We start from the raw sequence: 19,777 nt of genomic DNA, 5'->3' as shown, positions 1-19,777 counted from the left end.
CGCAAGGCGGCGAGGTCAGGGAACAGAGCATGAGACTGCCGCGCGAGATCGGACCCATCCACTTCGTCGGGATCGGCGGGATCGGCATGAGCGGCATCGCCGAGGTGCTGGTCAATCTCGGCTATGCCGTGCAGGGCTCGGACGCCTCCGACAATTACAATCTCGACCGCCTGCGCAAGAAGGGCGCAAAGGTCTCGGTCGGCCATAAGGCCGAGAATGTCGATGGCGCCGAGGTCGTGGTCGTCTCCACCGCGATCAAGCGCGACAATCCGGAACTGATGGCGGCGCGCGAGCGTCGCATTCCCGTGGTGCGCCGCGCCGAGATGCTGGCCGAGCTGATGCGGCTGAAGAGCTGCGTCGCAATTGCCGGCACGCATGGCAAAACCACGACGACCACCATGGTCGCAACGCTGCTCGATGCCGGAGGGCTCGATCCGACCGTCATCAACGGCGGCATCATCAACGCCTACGGCTCCAACGCGCGTCTGGGGGCCGGCGACTGGATGGTGGTGGAAGCCGACGAGAGCGACGGCACGTTCTTGAAGCTGCCGACGGATGTCGCGATCGTCACCAATGTCGACCCCGAGCATCTCGATCACTTCAAGACGTTCGATGCCGTGCAGGATGCGTTCCGCCATTTCGTCGAGAACCTGCCGTTCTACGGCTTTGCCGTGATGTGCATCGATCATCCCGTGGTGCAGACCATCGTCGGCAAGATCGAGGATCGGCGTATCATCACGTATGGCGAGAATCCGCAGGCCGACGTGCGGCTGCTCGATCTCGCCCCGATGGGTGGCGGCTCGAAATTCAAGGTCGCATTCCGCGATCGCAAGACCGGCGCCGTGCCCGAGATCGCCGATCTCATGCTGCCGATGCCGGGTCGCCACAATGCCTCCAACGCGACGGCCGCAATCGCGGTTGCGCGCGAGCTCGGCGTGTCGGACGATGCGATCCGTAAAGCCATCGCCGGCTTCGGCGGCGTCAAGCGCCGCTTCACCAAAACAGGCGAGTGGAACGGCGTCACGGTGATCGACGATTACGGCCATCACCCCGTCGAGATCGCGGCGGTGCTGAAGGCGGCGCGGGAATCCACCAACGGCAAGATCATCGCCGTGGTGCAGCCGCATCGCTACACCCGCCTGCAATCGCTGTTCGAGGAATTCTGCACCTGCTTCAACGATGCCGATGCGGTTGTTGTCGCCGACGTCTATGCCGCGGGCGAGACGCCGATCGACGGCATCGACCGCGAGCATTTCGTCGCGGGCCTGCGCGCGCATGGCCATCGCGAGGTGATCCCGCTGCCGGCAGCGACGGAGCTTCCGGGCATCGTCAAAGGGCTCGCCAAGTCGGGCGATCTGGTCGTGTGTCTCGGCGCCGGCAACATCACGCAATGGGCCTATGCGCTGCCGGATCAGTTGAAGGCGCTGGGGTAGAGCAGTGAGCTTCCCCGACATCACCCCCTCACTCAAAGCCGCGATGCCAGACTTGCGCGGTCGGTTGCTTGCGAACCAGTCGCTGGCCGAGCTGACCTGGTTTCGCGTCGGCGGGCCGGCGCAGGTGCTGTTCACGCCGGCGGATGAGGACGATCTCGCTTATTTCCTCGCGCATCTCGCCAGCGACGTCCCGGTCTATGTCGTCGGCGTCGGCTCCAACCTGATCGTGCGCGACGGCGGCATTGCGGGCGTGGTGATCCGGCTGGCGCCGCGCGCTTTCGGTGAGGCGACGGCGAGTGGGGATGTCGTCACCGCAGGGGCGGCCGCGCTCGACAAGCGCGTCGCGGAGGTCGCGGCTGGCGCCAATATCGGTGGGCTCGAATTCTACTTCGGCATTCCCGGTACCATCGGCGGCGCACTGCGGATGAATGCGGGCGCCAATGGCGGCGAGACCAAGGACGTGCTGGTCGAGGCGCGCGGGGTCGGGCGCGACGGCACCAAGCACGTCTTCTCCAACGCCGATATGAAGTTCGTCTACCGCAGCAGCGGTGTCGATCCCTCGATCATCTTTACGTCCGCACGCTTTCGCGGCGAGATCAGGGATGCGGAGGCGATCCGCGCGCGGATGGCGGAGGTGCAGACCCACCGCGAGACCGCGCAGCCGATCCGCGAAAAGACCGGCGGATCGACGTTCAAGAATCCGCCGGGCCATTCCGCCTGGAAACTTGTCGATGCTGCCGGCTGCCGTGGTTTGCGGGTCGGTGGTGCCCAGGTGTCCGAGATGCACTGCAACTTCCTGATCAACACGGGCGAGGCCACCGCGCACGACATCGAGACGCTCGGCGAGACCGTGCGCGAACGCGTGAAGGCAAATTCCGGAATCGAGCTGCACTGGGAAATCAAGCGGATCGGGGTTTCCGCGTGAGCGTCATTCCGGGGGCACGAAGCGCAACCCGGAATCCCGAGATTCTCAGGTGCGCAAGTGCGAACCATAGTTCGATGCTGCGCATCGCTCCGGAATGACGAACATAGACAGGTGACGGACCAAAAAACATGCGCATCACCATCCTCTTCGGCGGCTCCAATCGCGAACGTCTGGTTTCGGTCGCTTCAGCCCAGGCGCTGCACCAGGCTCTGCCCGAGGCAGATCTCTGGTTCTGGGACGTCGAGGACAAGGTGCATGTCGTGCAATCGAAGCAACTGCTCGAACATGTCAGGCCGTTCGAAGACGAGTTCAAGCCAGGAACGCGTGGCATTCCGCTGGCGCAAGCGCTCGACCAGGCCAAGGCGGAAGATCGCGTGCTGGTGCTGAGCCTGCATGGCGGCTGCGCCGAGAACGGCGAATTGCAGCTGATGTGCGAGACGCGCGGCGTGCCGTTCACCGGCTCCGGCTCGGCCTCCTCCCATCTTGCCTTCGACAAGATCGCGGCCAAGCGCTTTGCCGCGCTCGGCGGCGTGACGCCGCCTGTGGGCATTGCGCTCGAGGATATCGATGATGCTTTCGCCGACCATGGAAGGCTGATCGCAAAGCCGGCGCGCGACGGCTCGAGCTACGGCCTGATCTTCGTCAACGCGAAGCAGGATCTCATCGCCGTTCGCAACGCCGCCAAGCACGAAGAGTATGTGATCGAGCCCTACATCGCGGGCATCGAGGCGACCTGCGGCGTGCTGGAGCGGCTGGATGGATCGATCGTCTCGCTGCCGCCGATCGAGATCATTCCGGGCGAGGGCAATTTCGACTACGCCGCCAAATATCTGCTGTCGACGACCCAGGAGATCTGCCCCGGCCGCTTCACGCCCGAAATCACCGCCGCGCTCAAGACCCAGGCGATGCTGGCGCACCGGGCGATGTCCTGCACCGGCTATTCCCGCTCCGACTTCATCGTCTCGGAGAAGGGGCTGGTCTATCTCGAAACCAACACGCTGCCCGGGCTGACCAAGTCCTCGCTCTACCCCAAGGCGCTGAAAGCCGAGGGCATCGCCTTCGTCGACTTCCTCCGCGGCCTGATCGAGCTCGCCGAGCGGCGGGTGCGGAAATAGTTAGGATTGGTTAACGGCCGAACCGGCAAAAACGCCCGGTTTGGTGGCCAAAACCGGTAAAATGCCGGGGATCGTGGCATAAACGCCTCACAAGGTTGGGCAAAAAGCACGCCGCGTTAACGAACTTTACCTTTTGTTTACCAGGACGTCCGAAGGTTAACGCTGGCGGCGCATATGGCGTTTGGGCTGCCGGCGCGTGAACCGTTTCGGATTGTTCCCGATCGGCGAACGCTTTGAAGGGGAGCGGTTTCTTCTGCTGAAGACCATCACCCGGCCCGGCACGTCCGAGACGTCATGTTCGCCAGGACCCACGCGATGTCGTGGGCAAACTGTTGACGAGCTCGTGCAATGGATGGAGCAGGAAGCCTCACCCGATCGTTTATGAGATCGCTGAGGCCCCAAGCTGACCTGAAGGCGGCCGCTATCGGAGCGGTCGTGCTTCTGCGCGAGTGGGTGCAGGAGAAGCGTGCTGAGAAGCGCGCCGCCAGCAAGCAGAAAATCAAGGCCAAGGCTGTCGTCGAGCGCGAGCCGCCGCCGCGCCTGGTGGCGCTGGTCGAGCGCTATCTGCCGCGCCGGGTCGGGATCACGATGACGGTGCTGCTGCTGATCGGCAGTTGCGGCCTCGGCATCGTCAAGGGCGGCCATCTCCAGGATTTCATCACCGCGGTCAGCGACGCGCGCAACGCGATGGCCAATTCGGCCGGCTTCCGCATCACCTCGGTCGTGATCAACGGCCGCAAGCAGCTCAGCCAGGACGAGATCCTCGCGATCGGTGGGGTCAGCGGCCGCTCCTCGCTGTTGTTCCTCGATGCCGACGACGTCCGCGACAAGCTCAAGGCCAATCCCTGGATTGCGGACGCGACCGTGCTGAAGCTCTACCCGGGCCAGCTCATGATCGAGATCACCGAGCGCAAGGCCTTCGCGCTGTGGCAGGAGGCCGGCCGGCTCTCCGTCATCGCCGACGACGGCGCGCTGCTCGAGCCCTATGTCTCGCGCCGGTTCCTGTCCCTGCCGCTCGTGGTCGGCAAGGGCGCCGACACCCAGGCCCGCGACTTCCTGGCGCTGCTGGCGCGCTATCCGCAGGTGAATTCGGTGACTAAGGCCGCGATCTATGTCGGTGAGCGGCGCTGGAACCTGAGGTTGAAGGACGGCCTCGACGTCCGCCTGCCGGAGCAGGACGTCGGCAACGCACTCGCCGCGCTTTCCAAGCTCGACAAGGATGAGAGGCTGTTCTCGAAGGACATCGTCGCGATCGACATGCGCCTGCCCGACCGTCTGGTGGTGCAGCTGTCCGATGACGCCGCCAAGGCGCGCGAGGATCTGTTCAAGGACAAGAAGAAAAAGAAGGCCGGGGACGCCGCATGACCGGTCTTGATCGCACCCAGACGCCGAAGACGCGCCCGATCTCGCACAAGCGCGGCGGCCTTGTTGCCTGCCTCGACATCGGCACCAGCAAGATCGCCTGCATGATCGCGCGGCTGAAGCCGTCGGCGCCGAGCGAAGCCCTGCAAGGCCGCACCCATGCGGTGGAACTGATCGGTTACAGCCAGATCCAGTCGCGCGGCATGAAGGCCGGCGCGGTGGTCGATCTCGCCGAATGCGAGCAGGCGGTGCGCCAAGCCGTAGGGCTTGCCGAGAAAATGGCGAAAGTACGCGTCGAGTCCGTGCTGCTGTCCGTTTCCGGCGGCAGGCTCTCCGGCCAGCTGGTCGAAGCTGCCGCCGATATCCGCGGCGGCGCGGTCACGCCGGCCGATGTCAGCCGCGTGACCTCCACCGGCATGCGCCACGCCACCGGCGAGGGCCGCACCGTGCTGCATGCGCTGCCGGTCGGTTACACGCTCGACGGCGTCAAGGGCATCCGCGATCCCCGCGGCATGGTCGCGCATCAGTTCGGCGTCGACATGAATGTCGTCACCTGCGACGCCACCGTGGCGCGGAATCTGATGCTGGCGGTGGAACGCTGCCACATCAATGTCGAAGCCATGGCAGCGAGCCCATATGTGGCCGGCCTGTCGGTGCTGACCGACGACGAGGCCGATCTCGGCGCCGCCGTGATCGAGATGGGCGCGGGCACCACCACGATCGCGGTCTATTCCGGCGGCCGCTTCGTGCACGCGGCCGGATTTGCGGTCGGCGGGCAACACATCACGATGGATCTTGCGCGCGGACTCTCGGCGACCATTGCCGATGCCGAGCGAATCAAGACGTTATACGGCACCGTTATCACCGGTGGATCGGACTCGCGTGAGCTGATGTCTGTACCGACAGCCGGTGACGATCAGGATCTGCCGCAGATCGTTTCGCGCGCCACCATCGCCAACATCGTCAAGCATCGTGCCGAGGAAGTCTTCGAAATGGTTCGGGACAAGCTGAAGGATTCGCCCTTCGCGGCAGAGCCCAAAGGCCGTGTCGTGCTCTCGGGCGGCGCCTCGCAGCTCACCGGCCTCGTCGAGCTTGGAACGCAAATTCTCGGCCGGCCCGTGCGGGTCGGACGTCCGCTCGGTTTTGGCCGGCTGCCCAACGAGGCGAAGAACGCCGCGTTCGCGGTGCCGGCCGGACTTCTCGTCTACCCGCAATATGTTCACCTCGAACATGTCGAACCGCGGCATACGCGGCAGCAGGTCAAGACAGGGACCGGCGGTTATTTCGGAAAGGTCGGACGATGGCTACGCGAGGGCTTTTGATGACCCATTTCCGCAAATGTCTGATTTCACCAACTCCCGCGGCCGCAGGCCGGGGCGAACCCACGCGCGCGTGATCGAGAGGCAAACATGACCATCAGCATCAACGTTCCTGATATTCACGAGTTGAAGCCCCGCATCACCGTGTTCGGCGTCGGCGGCGCCGGTGGCAACGCCGTCAACAACATGATCACGGCGGGCCTTCAGGGCGTCGACTTCGTGGTCGCCAACACCGACGCGCAGGCGCTGACGATGTCGAAGGCACAGCGCATCGTGCAGATGGGCACCGCGGTGACGCAAGGGCTCGGCGCGGGTTCGCAGCCGAACGTCGGCGCGGCGGCTGCTGAAGAAGTGATCGACGAGCTGCGCGACCATCTCTCTGGCGCCAACATGGTGTTCGTCACCGCCGGCATGGGCGGCGGCACCGGCACCGGCGCAGCTCCCGTCATCGCCAAGACCGCGCGCGACATGGGCATCCTCACCGTCGGCGTCGTGACCAAGCCGTTCCACTTCGAGGGCGGCCGCCGCATGCGCACCGCGGAAGCCGGCATCAACGAGCTGCACAAGGTCGTCGACACGCTGCTGATCATCCCGAACCAGAACCTGTTCCGGGTCGCCAACGAGAAGACCACCTTCGCCGACGCCTTCGCGATGGCCGACCAGGTGCTCTACTCGGGCGTCGCCTGCATCACCGATCTGATGGTCAAGGAAGGCCTGATCAACCTCGACTTCGCCGACGTCCGCGCCGTCATGCGCGAGATGGGCAAGGCGATGATGGGCACCGGCGAGGCCTCCGGCGACAAGCGCGCGCTGACCGCCGCGGAAGCCGCGATCGCCAATCCGCTGATCGATGATTCGTCGATGAAGGGTGCCAAGGGCCTCCTGATCTCGATCACCGGCGGCAAGGACCTGACCCTGTTCGAGGTCGACGAAGCCGCGACCCGCATCCGCGAGGAAGTCGACCAGGACGCCAACATCATCGTCGGCGCGACCTTCGACGAAGCGCTCGACGGCCTGATCCGCGTCTCGGTCGTTGCCACCGGCATCGAGCAGGCCGCGATCGCCCGCAACAGCCAGGCGACCTCGGCTCCGGTCGCGAACGCCGCGCCGCAGCAGGTGCAGCAGGCTCCCGCGGCTCCGGCCGCTGCCGCCGAGAGCCGTCTCGCCGACCTGACCGCGCGCCTGCGCGCCGACAATCAGCGCCTGGCCGAGCGTGCCCAGAAGATGGAGGCGCAGATCCCGGCCGCCGCACCGGTCGCGGCTGCGCCCGCCGCCCGTCCCAATGTCGAGCGTGCTGCGCTCGCCGCCATTGCAGCGGCCGTTTCCGAAGTCCCGCCCGCGCCGCAGACTTACGGCGACGTCACCGTGCGTCCGATCGCGCAGAAGCCCACCCTGTTTCCGGAACCTGAGCAGGCCCCGCTTGCCATCCAGGAGCCGATGACGCCGGAAACCTTCATCCCGCCGCAGGCCGAGCGCGCCCCGGCTCGCGCGCCCCGGATGCCGCGCCTCGACGAGCTGCCGATGCCGGCCCAGGCCGAGCTTCGTCAGGCTCGTGGCGAGGTGGAAGAAGAGACTCCCCAGAAGACCCGCCTGTCGCTGCTCCAGCGCCTCGCCAATGTTGGCCTCGGCCGTCGCGACGAGGAAACCGAGGCGCCGATCGCGGCTCGCACCGCTGGCCCCGCCATGCCGGCGTTGCCCGAGCGCAAGCCGCAGCGGTCGGTAGCGCAGCAGATCGCTGCCAACGAGCCGGTCTCGGAGTATGCCCGCCGGCCCGCGCCGCAGGGACTCGACGCCCATGGCCGCCCGGCACCTGTTGCGCCGACGCCACAGGGAGACGACCATCTTGATATCCCGGCCTTCCTGCGGCGGCAGGCGACCTGAGAATTGTTACAATAAGGCAGACGCAAAAAGGCCCCGGCGGGATGCTCGCCGGGGCCTTTTCCTATTCCCCGTGCATATCCGGATTGCACGTTCAAGCAACTGATTTTAAATCATTAATTACCTGTTGGGTGTTTCAGTAAAGCTGCCAATAACGGCCCCAAACCCAGGTGCAATTTGGTTAAGCCTTGGCGCGAATACGGCGGGTTTGGGGTAACAATCGGTAAAAAAGCGTGAGTTGGCGCTCTTTGAGGCAGTGACTATGGTTTGCCGTGACTTGGGGATACGGAGATTCGAACGGTCGATCTCAATCGATCAGTCGAGTTGAGTATAAGTCGCAGTGGGTCGTAGTGGGGCGGGTTCCTGATGAAATTTAGCCGGCAAACAACGCTTCGTGCGCAAGCCACCGTGGCCGGCGTCGGCGTTCATTCCGGTCTTCCCGTCACCCTTACGCTTGGACCTGCACCTGTCGATGCGGGTTTTATTTTTGTCCGCACCGGGCTTGAGGGAAGTGACCGCGAGATCCAGGCGACCGCCGAGCAGGTGGTGGCAACCGATCTCGCGACTGTCCTCGGTGATCGCAATGGTCCGCTCATCTCCACTGCCGAGCATGTGCTTGCTGCGCTGCGAGGTATGGGTGTCGACAACGCCATCATCGAAGTCGATGGTCCCGAAGTGCCGATCATGGACGGCAGCGCCGCGGCTTTCATCGCAGCGATCGATCAGGCTGGCGTCGTGACCCAGCCGGCGCAGCGCCGGTTCATTCAGGTTTTGAAGCCTGTTTCGGTCAAGATGGGCGACTCCTTCGGCGAGCTCAGGCCCTACGCCAACGGCTTCCGTGCCGAGGTCGAAATCGACTTCACCAATCCCGTCATCGGCCAGCAGAGCTATGGCTTCGACGTGAGCCCCGAGCGCTTCCGCCGCGAGGTCGGCCGCGCCCGGACCTTCGGTCTGATGGGCGATGTCGCCAGGCTCTGGAGCGCGGGCTACGCGCTCGGTGCCTCCTTCGAAAATACCGTCGTGTTCGACGAGGAGCGGCTGCTCAACACCGAGGGCCTGCGCTACGCCGACGAATGCGCCCGCCACAAGGTGCTGGACGTGATCGGCGATCTTGCGCTGGCCGGCCTGCCGCTGCTCGGCGCCTATCGCTCTGTGCGTGGCGGCCACAAGCTCAACCACGCCGTCCTGACTGCATTGCTCGCCGACCGTACCGCCTGGCGGGTGGTCGAGGGTGAGGCAGCCCGCCGCACCACTCGTCCCGTGGTCGAGGTCGGCAGCGGTATTGTTGGCGGCCGGATCGCCGCGGCCTACGGTCCGGACGTGTCCTGAAGGGCAGTTGCGGCAGACGGCTAAGCGGGGATTTCTCCGGGAAACTCCTGGTAACCATGATCGGCTAGGATTGCGGCGCTTTCGCCTTAATCCGGGCGGAATGCCTGCCTATCCGATGGGTTAACGATCGTTTTCCGGTTACACCGACGTGGTCGCATGGCAGGCACCACGGACACATTTCGCGCCCATGACGGGGATCATGGGCTGGCGGGCACCGCATCACAGGGCGTCAGGTCTTAAATTCATGTCGGCACAGCGTATGACGCGCGGATATCTCTTGGTCTCACCGCGAGCCCGTGGGCTGCTTCAGGTCGCGACACTCGTCCTGCTCGCATTGCCGCTGGCCGGTTGCGGCACCGGCGCGCTCTGGGACAAGTTCATGAACAAGGACGACACCTTCGTCGAGGAGCCTGCCGACAAGATCTACAATGAGGGCTTGTACCTCATGAACGAAAAGAAGGACATGAAGGCGGCGAACAAGAAGTTCGAGGAGGTCGACCGCCAGCATCCTTATTCCGACTGGGCGCGCAAATCGCTGCTGATGTCGGCCTACGCATCCTACCAGGGCGGCGACTATGACAGCTGCATCGGCGCTGCGACCCGCTACGTCACCCTGCATCCCGGCAGCCCGGACGCCGCTTACGCGCAATATCTGATCGCCGCCTCGCATTACGACCAGATCCCGGACATCAACCGTGACCAGGGCCGCACCGAAAAGGCGATCGCCTCGCTGGAAGAGGTGGTGCGCAAATATCCGAACTCCGAATATGCGACCTCCGCCAAGGCCAAGATCGAGGGGGCACGCGACCAGCTCGCCGGCAAGGAAATGTCGGTCGGTCGCTACTATATGCAGAAGCGCGACTACACGGCCGCGATCAACCGCTACAAGGCCGTAGTGACGCAGTACCAGACCACGCGTCACGTCGAGGAGGCGCTCTACCGCCTCACCGAGGCCTATATGTCGATCGGTATCGTCGGCGAGGCCCAGACTGCCGCCGCCGTGCTCGGCCACAATTTTCCTGACAGTCGCTGGTACAAGGACGCCTATAATCTTGTAAAATCCGGCGGTCTCGAGCCGAGCGAGAATCAGGGGTCCTGGATCAGCCAGACCTTCAAGAAGATAGGCCTCTAAGTCTCGGCTAGGAAATCTGGTTCCATGCTGGCGCGTCTGTCGATCCGTGACATCGTCCTGATCGAACGGCTCGATATCGAATTCGCCACCGGACTTGCGGTTTTGACCGGCGAGACCGGTGCAGGCAAATCCATCCTGCTCGATGCCTTTGCGTTGGCCCTCGGCGGCCGCGGTGACGCGGGCCTCGTGCGCCATGGCGCGGAGCAGGGGCAGGTGACTGCCATCTTCGATATCCCGAAGAATCACCCCGCAACGAAGATCCTGGCCGAGAACGGGCTCGACGATACCGGCGAGATGATTCTGCGCCGCGTGCAGCTCGCGGATGGTCGCACCCGCGCCTTCATCAACGACCAGGCGATCAGCGTGCAGACGCTGAGGGCGGTCGGCGCCGCGCTGGTCGAGATCCATGGCCAGCATGACGAGCGCGCGCTGGTCGATGCCGCCACCCATCGCCTCCTGCTCGATGCCTTTGCCGGCCTCGAAAAGGACGTCGCTGGCGTCGAAACGCTCTGGGACGCGCGCCGCACCGCCAACACCGAACTGGAAGAGCATCGCGCCAGCATGGAGCGTGCCGCGCGCGAGGCCGACTATCTGCGCCATGCCTCGGGCGAACTGAAGCAGCTCGCGCCGACGGACGGCGAGGAGACCTCGCTCGCCCATCGCCGCACCACCATGATGCAGGGCGAGAAGATCGCCTCCGATCTGCGCGAGGCGCAGGAGGTGGTCGGTGGCCACAACTCGCCGGTTGCGGCGCTGTCGGCCGCCGTGCGCCGGCTCGAGCGCCGCGGCGTCAATTCGCCGGCGCTGGTCGAGCCCGCGGTGAAGGCGATCGACGTCGCGATCAATGCGTTGGAGGAGGCCGACCAGCATCTCCTGGCCGCGCTCGCCGCAACCGATTTCGACCCGGCCGAGCTCGAACGCATCGAAGAGCGGTTGTTCGCTCTGCGTGCCGCCTCGCGCAAATATTCGACGCCGGTCGATGGCCTCGCCGCGCTCGCCGCCAAATATGCCGCCGACGTCGTGCTGATCGATGCCGGCGCCTCGCGCCTGAAGAAGCTGGAGCAGGCCGCGATCGAGGCTGACGCACGCTTTGCGGCGGCAGCGAAAAAGCTCTCCGCGGCCCGGCAGAAATCGGCCGAGAAGCTCAACAAGGCGGTCAACGCCGAGCTCGCGCCGCTCAAGCTCGAACGCGCGAAATTCATCACCCAGGTCACATCAGACGAAGCGACGCCGGGGCCGCAAGGCTTCGATCGCGTCGAGTTCTGGGTGCAGACCAATCCAGGCACCAAGCCGGGTCCGATGATGAAGGTCGCCTCCGGCGGCGAGCTCTCGCGCTTCCTTCTGGCGCTCAAGGTCGTGCTGTCCGACCGCGGCTCGGCGCCGACCCTCGTGTTCGATGAAATCGACACCGGCGTGGGCGGCGCGGTCGCGGATGCGATCGGCGCGCGGCTGGCACGGCTCGCCGGCAAGGTGCAGGTGATGGCCGTGACCCACGCTCCCCAGGTCGCCGCCCGCGCCGACCAGCATCTGCTCATCTCCAAGGATGCGCTGGACAAGGGCAAGCGCGTCGCCACCCGCGTCAACGCGCTCGCCGCCGACCACCGCCGCGAGGAAATCGCCCGCATGCTCGCCGGCGCCGAGATCACGGCCGAGGCGCGGGCGGCCGCGGACCGGCTGCTCAAGGCGGCGACGGCTTAGTTGTGTATCCCGGACGCGGCGCGTTGCGCTGCATCCGGGGAACAAAGAGACTAACCCGCCTTTACCGTCCCGCCCGCTCCGTCGTATCCAAGCACCATGGCCAGAGCAGCAAAAACAAAACCGCTTCGCGACGTCGCCGATCTCACCAAGGCGCAGGCCAAGGTCGAGCACATGCGCCTGACGCTCGAACTCGAACAGCACGACAAGCGCTATTATCAGGACGACGCGCCGACCGTGACCGACGCGGAGTACGATGCGTTACGTCAGCGCTTCAACGCGATCGAAAAACGCTTTCCGGAATTCGTCAGCGCGGACTCGCCCTCCCAGAGGATCGGCGCTGCGCCATCGGGACGTTTCAAGAAGGTGCGGCACTCCGTTCCGATGCTGTCGCTCGACAATGCCTTCGCTGACGAGGACGTGCGCGACTTCGTCGGCCGTATCGTGCGCTTCCTGAAGCTCGATGACGACAAGATCAATTTCTCTGCCGAACCGAAGATCGACGGCCTGTCGATGTCGCTGCGCTACGAGGGCGGCGAGCTCGTCACCGCTGCGACGCGTGGCGACGGCGCAGAGGGCGAGGACGTCACCGCCAACATCCGCACGCTCGAAGACGTGCCGCAGAAGCTGAAGGGCCGCAACGTCCCTGACATCTGCGAGGTGCGTGGCGAGGTCTACATGACCAAGAAGGCCTTCCTCGCGCTCAATGAGCGGCAGAAGGCCGCGGGAGACACCATCTTCGCCAATCCGCGTAATTCGGCCGCGGGCTCCTTGCGGCAGAAGGACCCCGGCATCACCGCCTCGCGGCCACTCGGATTCTTCGCCTATGCCTGGGGCGAGATGAGCGCGATGCCGGAGGGGACGCAGACCGGCATGATCCACTGGTTCGAGCGCTGCGGCTTCAAGACCAATCCACTGACCAAGCTGTGTCACTCCGTTGAGGAGCTGATCGCGTTCCACCAGAGCATCGAGGAAGGGCGCGCCGAGCTCGACTACGACATCGACGGCGTCGTCTACAAGGTCGATCGCATCGACTGGCAGGAGCGGCTCGGCTTTGTCTCGCGCACGCCGCGCTGGGGCATCGCGCATAAATTCCCGGCGGAGCGCGCCATGACGGTGCTGCGCGACATCGAGATCCAGGTCGGCCGCACCGGCTCGTTCACGCCGGTCGGCAAGCTCGAGCCGGTCGGCGTCGGCGGGGTGATCGTGCAGAACGTCACGTTGCACAACGAGGACTACATCAAGGGTATCGGCAACAAGGGCGAGGTGCTGCGCGAGGGGCGCGACATCAGGATCGGCGATACCGTCGTGATTCAGCGCGCCGGCGACGTGATTCCGCAGATCGTCGATGTCGTGCTCGACAAGCGGCCGAAGAGCGCCAAGGAATTCTCTTTCCCGAAGAAGTGCCCGTGTCCGCTGCACACCGACGTCGTGCGCGGAGAAACGGCTGCCGGCGAAGAAGAGTCTCGCGCCCGCTGCAGTGGCGAGTTCGCCTGCCCCTATCAGAAGATCGAGCACTTGAAACTGTTCGTGTCGCGACGCGCCTTCGACATCGACGGTTTGGGGGAGAAGCAGCTTCAGTATTTCTTCGACGAGGGATGGGTCAAGGAGCCCGCTGACATCTTCACGCTGGAGAAGCGCAATGCGAAGCTGAAGCTCGAGGAGATCGAGGGCTACGGCGCGACCTCGGTGCGCAACCTGTTCGGCGCCATCGAGAGCCGGCGCAGAATCGCGCTGGAGCGCTTCGTTTATGCGCTCGGCATGCGCCATGTCGGCGAAACCACCGCGCTCGCGCTGGCGCGTGGCTACGGCTCCTGGGATGCCTTCCACGACGCCTGCCTCAAGGTCGCCAAGGGCGACGAGGAGGCGATGGCGGAGATGGACGCGCTCGACCAGATCGGCGACACCGTGATCAAGAGCATCGCCGATTATTTCGGCGAGAACCATAATCGCGGCATCGTCGAGCGGCTGACCAAGGAGGTCGAGATCGTCGACGCCGAAAAGCCGAAGAGCAACTCGGCGGTCGCTGGCAAGACCGTCGTGTTCACGGGCTCGCTTGAGAAGATGACGCGGGATGAGGCCAAGGCCACCGCGGAGCGGCTTGGCGCGAAGGTCTCCGGCTCGGTGTCCAAGAAGACGGACCTCGTCGTCGCCGGCCCCGGCGCAGGCTCGAAGCTCGCGGACGCCAACAAGCACGGCGTCAAGGTGCTGACCGAGGATGAGTGGCTGACGCTGATCGGGGACTGAAGGTCTCTCCTCGTCATTGCGAAGAGCTCTTGCGACGAAGCAATCCAGAATCTTTCCACAGTGACAGTCTGGATTGCTTCGCTGCGCTCGCAATGACGGGGATAGGACGCGCCGCGCCTCACATCATCCCCGTCTCTTCCTCCTCTGCCTGTTCGATCATTTCCTCGCTCACCACGATCTCGCGGCGCGGCACGACGAAGGCCATCATGCAGGCGCAGAGCAGCGAGATTGCAAGGACGGCCGAGGTCAGCGGCAGCGTCGTTGCGGAATGGCCGCCGAGATAGGCGCCGGATTGCGACATCAGCGCGCCGATGCCTTGCTGGAGGAAGCCCATGGCGCCCGACGCAGTGCCGGCGGCCTCGGGGCGGATGCTGATGGCGCCGGCGGCGGAATTGGCCATCACGAAGGCGTTGCCGACCATCACGATCATCTGCGTGCCGAACAGCCAGCTTGGAGCCTCGTTCCAGCCGATGAAGCTCCAGAGCAGGTTCAGCAGGCTGCCGCAGAGTTGCAGCGCCAGGCCAAACCAGATCAGCTTCTCCAGCGAGTGCCGCGGTGCAAAGCGCACGCAGAGCAGATTGCCGACGAGATACGCAAAGCCGGTCGTCGCGAACCACGCGCCATATTCGGCGCTGGTCCGGCCCATCTGCGTCACCACGATGTAGGGACCGCCGCCTGCGAAGGTGAAGATGATTTGCGACGCCAGCACCTGGCACATCACATAGCCGATGAAGGCGCGGCTCTTGATCAGGCTGCCGACGTCGCTGCGAAAGCCACCGCTGCCGACCGCGCGATCGCGCCGCGTCTCCGGCAGCGCGATTGCGATGCCGACGGCAACGGCGACCGCGCCGAACGTGACGGCGTAGAAGATCGCGCGCCAGCCGAACGCGGTCTCGATCAGGCCGCCGGTCAGCGGCGAGACCATCTGGCCGATCATCAAGGCTGCGACCACGAGGCTGATCATGGAGGCGACGCGCTCGCGCTCATAGATGTCGCGGATGATGGCGCGGCTGATCACCATGCCCGAGGCGCCGCCGAGGGCTTGGAAGAAGCGCGCCGCGATCAGCTGCGGCAAGGTCTCGGCGAAGATGCAGGCGACGCTCGCCGCGACCATCAGCGCAAGGCCGCCAAGCAGCACCGGACGACGGCCGAACTTGTCCGACAGCGGCCCCATGGTGAGCTGCGACAGCGCGATGCCGACCATGTACAGCGACACCGTCATCTGCGCGATCGAGATGTCGCGGCCGAACGTGGTCGCCAGCACGGGCAGTGCCGGAACCAGGATGTAGAGCGAGATCGGCGCGATCCCGGTCATGACGACCAGCAACAGCAACACCACGCGCGAGGTCGCGATGTTCTTGTTCGCCGTCTCCGGCGTCCTGCTGATCATGCCGTGCATGCGTGTCCGTCTTTCGAAGTCGAATCGGACTGTAGCGTGGTCGCACAGGACGGATATCGGCGTTTCGGAATGCGGCTATACCGATTCCGGGACCGTTATAATAACGGTGCGTGGGAAGCCGTCGCTTTACGGAGATGCGCAGCGAGGAACGCGCCGAGACAGTCGCAATCGCGGGCAAAAGGCGGCGGAGCCTTGCGCAAACCGCGTAGCGCCATGCGGAAGCCGCTTAAGCCTTCAGCTCCGCCGTAGCCTGATCGAGCCAGGCCTTTGTCGCCTCGTCCAGCGCCGGCCCCACTTCAGTGCGAACGCGCGCGTGGTAGGCATTGAGCCAGGCGAGCTCGTCGCGGCTGAGCATCGCGGCATCGATCAGCCGGCGGTCGATCGGCGCGAGCGTCAGCGTCTCGAACGCGTTCATCGCTTTCTCGGCGTCCTTGATGTCGGCCGCGACCACCAGCTCGAGGTTCTCGATGCGGATGCCGAAGCCATCGGTCTTGTAGTAGCCGGGCTCGTTGGAGAGGATCATGCCGCGCTTCAGCGGCGTGGTGCCGAGCTTCGAGATCCGCGCCGGGCCTTCGTGCACGCTGAGATAACTGCCGACGCCGTGGCCGGTGCCGTGCTCGAAATCGATTCCGGCGGCCCAGAGATATTGCCGCGCCAGCGTGTCGAGCTGCGCGCCCGTGGTGCCGTCGGGGAACACCGCGCGCGCGATCGCGATATGGCCGCGCAGCACGCGCGTGAAGCGGTCGCGCATCTCGTCCGTCGGCTCGCCGATCGCCATGGTGCGGGTGACGTCGGTGGTGCCGTCTTCATATTGTGCGCCGGAATCGATCAGCAGGAGATCGCCGGGCACGATCCGCCGGTTGCTCTTGCGGGTGACGCGGTAATGTACGATAGCGCCATTCGGGCCGGTGCCTGAGATGGTCGGGAACGACACGTCCCTCAACGCGCCGGTGTCGCGGCGGAACGTCTCCAGCGCCTCCACCGCGTCGATCTCGGTGAGCTTGCCGCTTCCCGCCTCGCGATCGATGAAGGCGAGGAAGCGCGCAAGTGCGATGGCGTCACGGCGGTGCGCCGTCTGCGTCCCCTTGATCTCGGTCGCGTTCTTGACGGCCTTCAGCAGCGCGATCGGATCGCTGCCGCGCAGCGGCTTGCCGCCGCCATCAGCGATCAAGCGGCTCAGCGCGTCGGCCGCGGTGGCGCCGTCGAGTGCGATCGCAGCGCCGCTCTTGGCCAGCGCCATCAGCGTCGGCGCCAGCGCATCGGGCTCGCGCACGTCGGCCGATTGCTCGAGATGGTCACGCGTCAAATTGGAGAGCTTGCGGTTGTCGATGAACACGGTGGGACGGCCGACCTTCGGCACCAGCGCGTAGGACAGCGGCAGCGGCGTATGCGCGACGTCGGCGCCGCGGATATTGAAGGTCCAGGCGACCGCGTGGCTGTCCGACAGCACCAGCGCATCGGCGCCCAGCTTCTCGATCTGGTTCTTGATCTGCGCCACCTTCTCGGCCTCGGCAACGCCGGCATATTGCAGGCCGTGGATCGCGACCGGTGCGATCGGCGGCTGCGGCCGGTCCTGCCAGACCGCGTCGATGGGATTGCTGTCGACCGCGACCAGCTCGGCACCGACCTTGGTGCAAGCGGCGGAAAGGCGCTCGGCTGCCGCAAAAGTGTGCAGCCACGGATCAAATCCTAGGCGATCGCCCGATTTGAGATGCGCCGAGACCCAGCTCTCCGGTGGGGGATCGATCAGCGATTCCACCGCCCATGCCTTGGCGTCGACCTGCTTGGCCGCCTGGATCGTGTAGCGGCCGTCGACGAACAAGGCGGCTTCCTGGGCCAGCACCACGGCAAGCCCCGCTGAACCGGTGAAGCCGGTCAGCCAGGCGAGCCGCTCTTCGGAGGGCGCCACATACTCATTCTGCTGCTGATCGGCGCGCGGAACGACGAAGCCGGTCAGCTTGCGGCGGGCGAGTTCTTCGCGAAGCGCAGCGAGGCGCGCCGTCAATGCGACGCCGGCCTCGGGCTCCTCGAATGTCTGGAAGTGTGCTTCGAACATGGCTCAGTTTAGGATCATGGGGATCAGTCCGCAATGTAGACGCAATTGCCCCCTCATCTGGCATGGACTGTGCTTGAAAATATCCCATTCGAATTGAGTGGAGTAATGGATGCGGCTGTTGCGCTTCGTCCGGATAACAGGGAAGTTCGAGCAAGTGGTTCATCTCAACGGCGAGGGGACACACGATGCCAGCGTTCACCTTTGAGAAGATTTCGCCGCCGGTGCGCCGCGCGCCGGCTGCAACGACACCGAAGAAGCCGCGCGGCCTCATCAGCCAGGTGATGGACCGTTTCGCCGAACGTCGGGCAAGGCGGGCGCTGCAGGGCGAGCGCGCGACGAGCCAGGACGAGAAGCCGGCGGAGTAGGGCGCTCTTTTTCCACCTCGCCCCGCTTGCGAGGAGAGGTCGATCGCGAAGCGATCGGGTGAGGGGGACTCTCCGCGAGTTCAACTCTCACCGTCCCCGTGGAGACTCCCCCTCACCCCAACCCTCTTCCCGCAAGCGGGGCGAGGGAGCGCACCTCGCTCACCCCACCTTCCTTAGCAACAGGCTGCTCCATCCCTCGATCCGCAGATGCCGCATCGGCACCAGGCCGCGGGCGCGATAGGCGGCGATCACGGCGGGGGCCTGGTGAGTCAGCAGGCCGGAGAGGATGACGCGAGCGCCGGGCGCAAGATACCGGGCCATCGGGCCCGCCAATTGCCGCAGCGGATTGGCCAGGATGTTGGCCAGCACCAGGTCGAACGGACCGCTTTTGGCAAAGTCCGGCGCGGCAAAGCCTGTGGCGCGGATCACCCGCAAATATTGACCTGTTTCGTTCAGGGCCGCGTTCTCGGCTGCAACCCGTACCGAGGGCGGGTCGATGTCCGAGGCCAGCACCGCCTGATGCAGCGCCTTGGCAACCGCGATCCCCAGCACGCCGGTCCCGGTGCCGAGGTCGAGCACGCGCTTCGGCCGCGCATGTTTCAGGACATGGTCAAGCAGAAGTAAACAGCCGCGCGTGGTCCCATGGTGTCCGGTGCCGAAGGCGAGCGCAGCCTCGATCTCGATGGCGAGCTTGTTTGGCGCCACATGGTCGCGGTCGTGACTGCCATGGACGACGAAGCGTCCGGCCGGCACCGGCACGAGGTCCGCCAGGCTCGCCTTGACCCAGTCCTTGGCCTCGACCGTGTCGAAGGCAAGCGTGGCGGCGATGTCATTTCCTGCTGAAGTTGCAACGAGTTCGCGCAGCAATTCCTGATCCGGCGCCTCGGCGAAATGCAGCGTGACGTCCCATTGTCCGTCCGGCCGCTCGAAAGCGGCGACCGCGGCATCGCCGTCGAAAAATACCTCCGTGAGCACATCGACGACACGCTTGGCAGCCGCCTCGTTGCCGATCGAAAAGCTGGCGCGATGGGTGGGCAGGGGCTGCATGCAAGGGTTCCGTTGAATTCAATTTGGGGAACTTTTGTTCCCAATTTTCCGCATAACTTGCGGTTCCCAGGTTAACTGGACCGTAGGTTGTCCTCCGTAGATTTCCTGATGTTCCAACCAACACCGCTCGGAATGGAAATGGAGGCGAGTCTTGAAGCATATGATTTCGAAGTTCTGGTCCGATGAATCCGGCGCGACTGCGATCGAATACGGCCTGATCGCGGCCGGTATCGCGCTGGCGATCATCACTGTGGTGAACAGCCTGGGCACCACGATGAACGACAAGTTCGGTTCGATTAGCACCTCCTTGAAGTGATTTCTGCCTCCCATTTCCCGGCGGGGCAATTTTCTTCATAGACGGCTTTTTCGACGACCGCCCGCCGGGGAGTTGCCCCCCGGTGGGCGATGTCGTTTTTGGGCAAGCGAGGCTGACATCGCCTGTGCCCACAGCTTATCCACTCGCAATTGTGCAGCC

The 19,777-nt window shown here is 64.9% G+C and carries 15 protein-coding genes; 12 read left to right on the top strand and 3 right to left on the bottom strand.

Going from position 1 to position 19,777, the window contains the following annotated elements; genetic code table 11:
- The first annotated feature begins 29 nt into the window (after positions 1–29).
- The 10 genes from murC (at position 30) to ligA (ending at position 14,435) form a co-directional block, all read left to right on the top strand.
- Entirely contained in the window at positions 30–1,433 is a 1,404-nt protein-coding gene (gene murC, locus L6637_RS16310) for a UDP-N-acetylmuramate--L-alanine ligase (RefSeq protein WP_237865928.1), read from the top strand.
- A 4-nt stretch (positions 1,434–1,437) separates the two neighbouring features.
- The gene (murB, locus tag L6637_RS16305; protein ID WP_237871320.1) at positions 1,438–2,358 is read left to right on the top strand and encodes a UDP-N-acetylmuramate dehydrogenase; all 921 of its coding nucleotides are present in this window, start codon (positions 1,438–1,440) and stop codon (positions 2,356–2,358) included.
- 128 nt (positions 2,359–2,486) lie between these two features.
- Entirely contained in the window at positions 2,487–3,473 is a 987-nt protein-coding gene (locus L6637_RS16300) for a D-alanine--D-alanine ligase family protein (protein WP_237865930.1), read from the top strand.
- Between the two features lie 348 nt (positions 3,474–3,821).
- Positions 3,822–4,838: a cell division protein FtsQ/DivIB gene (locus L6637_RS16295; RefSeq protein ID WP_237865931.1), complete on the top strand. Its 1,017-nt coding sequence runs from the start codon at positions 3,822–3,824 to the stop codon at positions 4,836–4,838.
- Positions 4,835–6,157, top strand: a complete 1,323-nt coding sequence (ftsA, locus tag L6637_RS16290) for a cell division protein FtsA (RefSeq protein ID WP_237865932.1) — start codon at positions 4,835–4,837, stop codon at positions 6,155–6,157. The genes L6637_RS16295 and ftsA overlap by 4 nt, the downstream gene beginning before the upstream one ends.
- Positions 6,158–6,244: 87 nt before the next feature.
- Positions 6,245–8,035, top strand: coding sequence for a cell division protein FtsZ (ftsZ, locus tag L6637_RS16285; RefSeq protein ID WP_237865933.1), 1,791 nt, complete (start codon positions 6,245–6,247; stop codon positions 8,033–8,035).
- 363 nt (positions 8,036–8,398) lie between these two features.
- On the top strand, positions 8,399–9,361 hold the full coding sequence (lpxC, locus tag L6637_RS16280) for a UDP-3-O-acyl-N-acetylglucosamine deacetylase (protein ID WP_237865934.1): 963 nt from the start codon (positions 8,399–8,401) through the stop codon (positions 9,359–9,361).
- Between the two features lie 244 nt (positions 9,362–9,605).
- Entirely contained in the window at positions 9,606–10,493 is an 888-nt protein-coding gene (locus tag L6637_RS16275) for an outer membrane protein assembly factor BamD (RefSeq protein WP_237865935.1), read from the top strand.
- A gap of 24 nt (positions 10,494–10,517) precedes the next feature.
- Complete coding sequence (gene recN / locus L6637_RS16270) at positions 10,518–12,191, top strand: DNA repair protein RecN (protein WP_237865936.1); 1,674 nt, start codon at positions 10,518–10,520, stop codon at positions 12,189–12,191.
- A 96-nt stretch (positions 12,192–12,287) separates the two neighbouring features.
- Positions 12,288–14,435, top strand: coding sequence for an NAD-dependent DNA ligase LigA (gene ligA, locus L6637_RS16265; RefSeq protein WP_237865937.1), 2,148 nt, complete (start codon positions 12,288–12,290; stop codon positions 14,433–14,435).
- Between the two features lie 118 nt (positions 14,436–14,553).
- On the opposite strand, the gene L6637_RS16260 is transcribed toward ligA, so the two are convergent.
- Both L6637_RS16260 and L6637_RS16255 read right to left on the bottom strand, forming a co-directional pair.
- Positions 14,554–15,834 carry a multidrug effflux MFS transporter gene (locus L6637_RS16260; protein ID WP_237866183.1) on the bottom strand — a complete coding sequence of 427 codons (1,281 nt, stop codon included), beginning with the start codon at positions 15,832–15,834 and terminating at the stop codon, positions 14,554–14,556.
- A 226-nt stretch (positions 15,835–16,060) separates the two neighbouring features.
- Complete coding sequence (locus tag L6637_RS16255) at positions 16,061–17,890, bottom strand: aminopeptidase P family protein (RefSeq protein ID WP_237866182.1); 1,830 nt, start codon at positions 17,888–17,890, stop codon at positions 16,061–16,063.
- 185 nt (positions 17,891–18,075) lie between these two features.
- Between L6637_RS16255 and L6637_RS16250 the strand changes: the two genes are divergently transcribed.
- Entirely contained in the window at positions 18,076–18,255 is a 180-nt protein-coding gene (locus tag L6637_RS16250; protein ID WP_237866181.1) for a hypothetical protein, read from the top strand.
- A 159-nt stretch (positions 18,256–18,414) separates the two neighbouring features.
- On the opposite strand, the gene L6637_RS16245 is transcribed toward L6637_RS16250, so the two are convergent.
- The gene (locus L6637_RS16245; protein WP_237871318.1) at positions 18,415–19,302 is read right to left on the bottom strand and encodes a 50S ribosomal protein L11 methyltransferase; all 888 of its coding nucleotides are present in this window, start codon (positions 19,300–19,302) and stop codon (positions 18,415–18,417) included.
- A gap of 160 nt (positions 19,303–19,462) precedes the next feature.
- On the opposite strand from L6637_RS16245, the gene L6637_RS16240 reads away from it, so the two are divergent.
- Positions 19,463–19,618 (top strand): Flp family type IVb pilin, encoded by a 156-nt coding sequence (locus L6637_RS16240; protein WP_377802943.1) that lies wholly within the window; start codon positions 19,463–19,465, stop codon positions 19,616–19,618.
- Positions 19,619–19,777: the final 159 nt, after the last annotated feature.

This window comes from Bradyrhizobium zhengyangense (assembly GCF_022012435.1).
GTDB classification, from domain to species: domain Bacteria; phylum Pseudomonadota; class Alphaproteobacteria; order Rhizobiales; family Xanthobacteraceae; genus Bradyrhizobium; species Bradyrhizobium zhengyangense.
Note: the sequence above shows the minus strand (reverse complement) of the source record. Positions and strands in the feature narration are given on the sequence as shown.

Excerpts from the sequence above, each read along its gene's own strand:
- murC (WP_237865928.1), top strand. The coding sequence starts at position 30 with ATGAGACTGCCGCGCGAGATCGGACCCATCCACTTCGTCGGGATCGGC.
- L6637_RS16300 (WP_237865930.1), top strand. The coding sequence starts at position 2,487 with ATGCGCATCACCATCCTCTTCGGCGGCTCCAATCGCGAACGTCTGGTT.
- L6637_RS16295 (WP_237865931.1), top strand. The coding sequence starts at position 3,822 with ATGGATGGAGCAGGAAGCCTCACCCGATCGTTTATGAGATCGCTGAGG.
- ftsA (WP_237865932.1), top strand. The coding sequence starts at position 4,835 with ATGACCGGTCTTGATCGCACCCAGACGCCGAAGACGCGCCCGATCTCG.
- ftsZ (WP_237865933.1), top strand. The coding sequence starts at position 6,245 with ATGACCATCAGCATCAACGTTCCTGATATTCACGAGTTGAAGCCCCGC.
- lpxC (WP_237865934.1), top strand. The coding sequence starts at position 8,399 with ATGAAATTTAGCCGGCAAACAACGCTTCGTGCGCAAGCCACCGTGGCC.
- L6637_RS16275 (WP_237865935.1), top strand. The coding sequence starts at position 9,606 with ATGTCGGCACAGCGTATGACGCGCGGATATCTCTTGGTCTCACCGCGA.
- recN (WP_237865936.1), top strand. The coding sequence starts at position 10,518 with ATGCTGGCGCGTCTGTCGATCCGTGACATCGTCCTGATCGAACGGCTC.
- ligA (WP_237865937.1), top strand. The coding sequence starts at position 12,288 with ATGGCCAGAGCAGCAAAAACAAAACCGCTTCGCGACGTCGCCGATCTC.
- L6637_RS16260 (WP_237866183.1), bottom strand. The coding sequence starts at position 15,834 with ATGCACGGCATGATCAGCAGGACGCCGGAGACGGCGAACAAGAACATC.
- L6637_RS16255 (WP_237866182.1), bottom strand. The coding sequence starts at position 17,890 with ATGTTCGAAGCACACTTCCAGACATTCGAGGAGCCCGAGGCCGGCGTC.
- L6637_RS16250 (WP_237866181.1), top strand. The coding sequence starts at position 18,076 with ATGCCAGCGTTCACCTTTGAGAAGATTTCGCCGCCGGTGCGCCGCGCG.
- L6637_RS16245 (WP_237871318.1), bottom strand. The coding sequence starts at position 19,302 with ATGCAGCCCCTGCCCACCCATCGCGCCAGCTTTTCGATCGGCAACGAG.
- L6637_RS16240 (WP_377802943.1), top strand. The coding sequence starts at position 19,463 with ATGATTTCGAAGTTCTGGTCCGATGAATCCGGCGCGACTGCGATCGAA.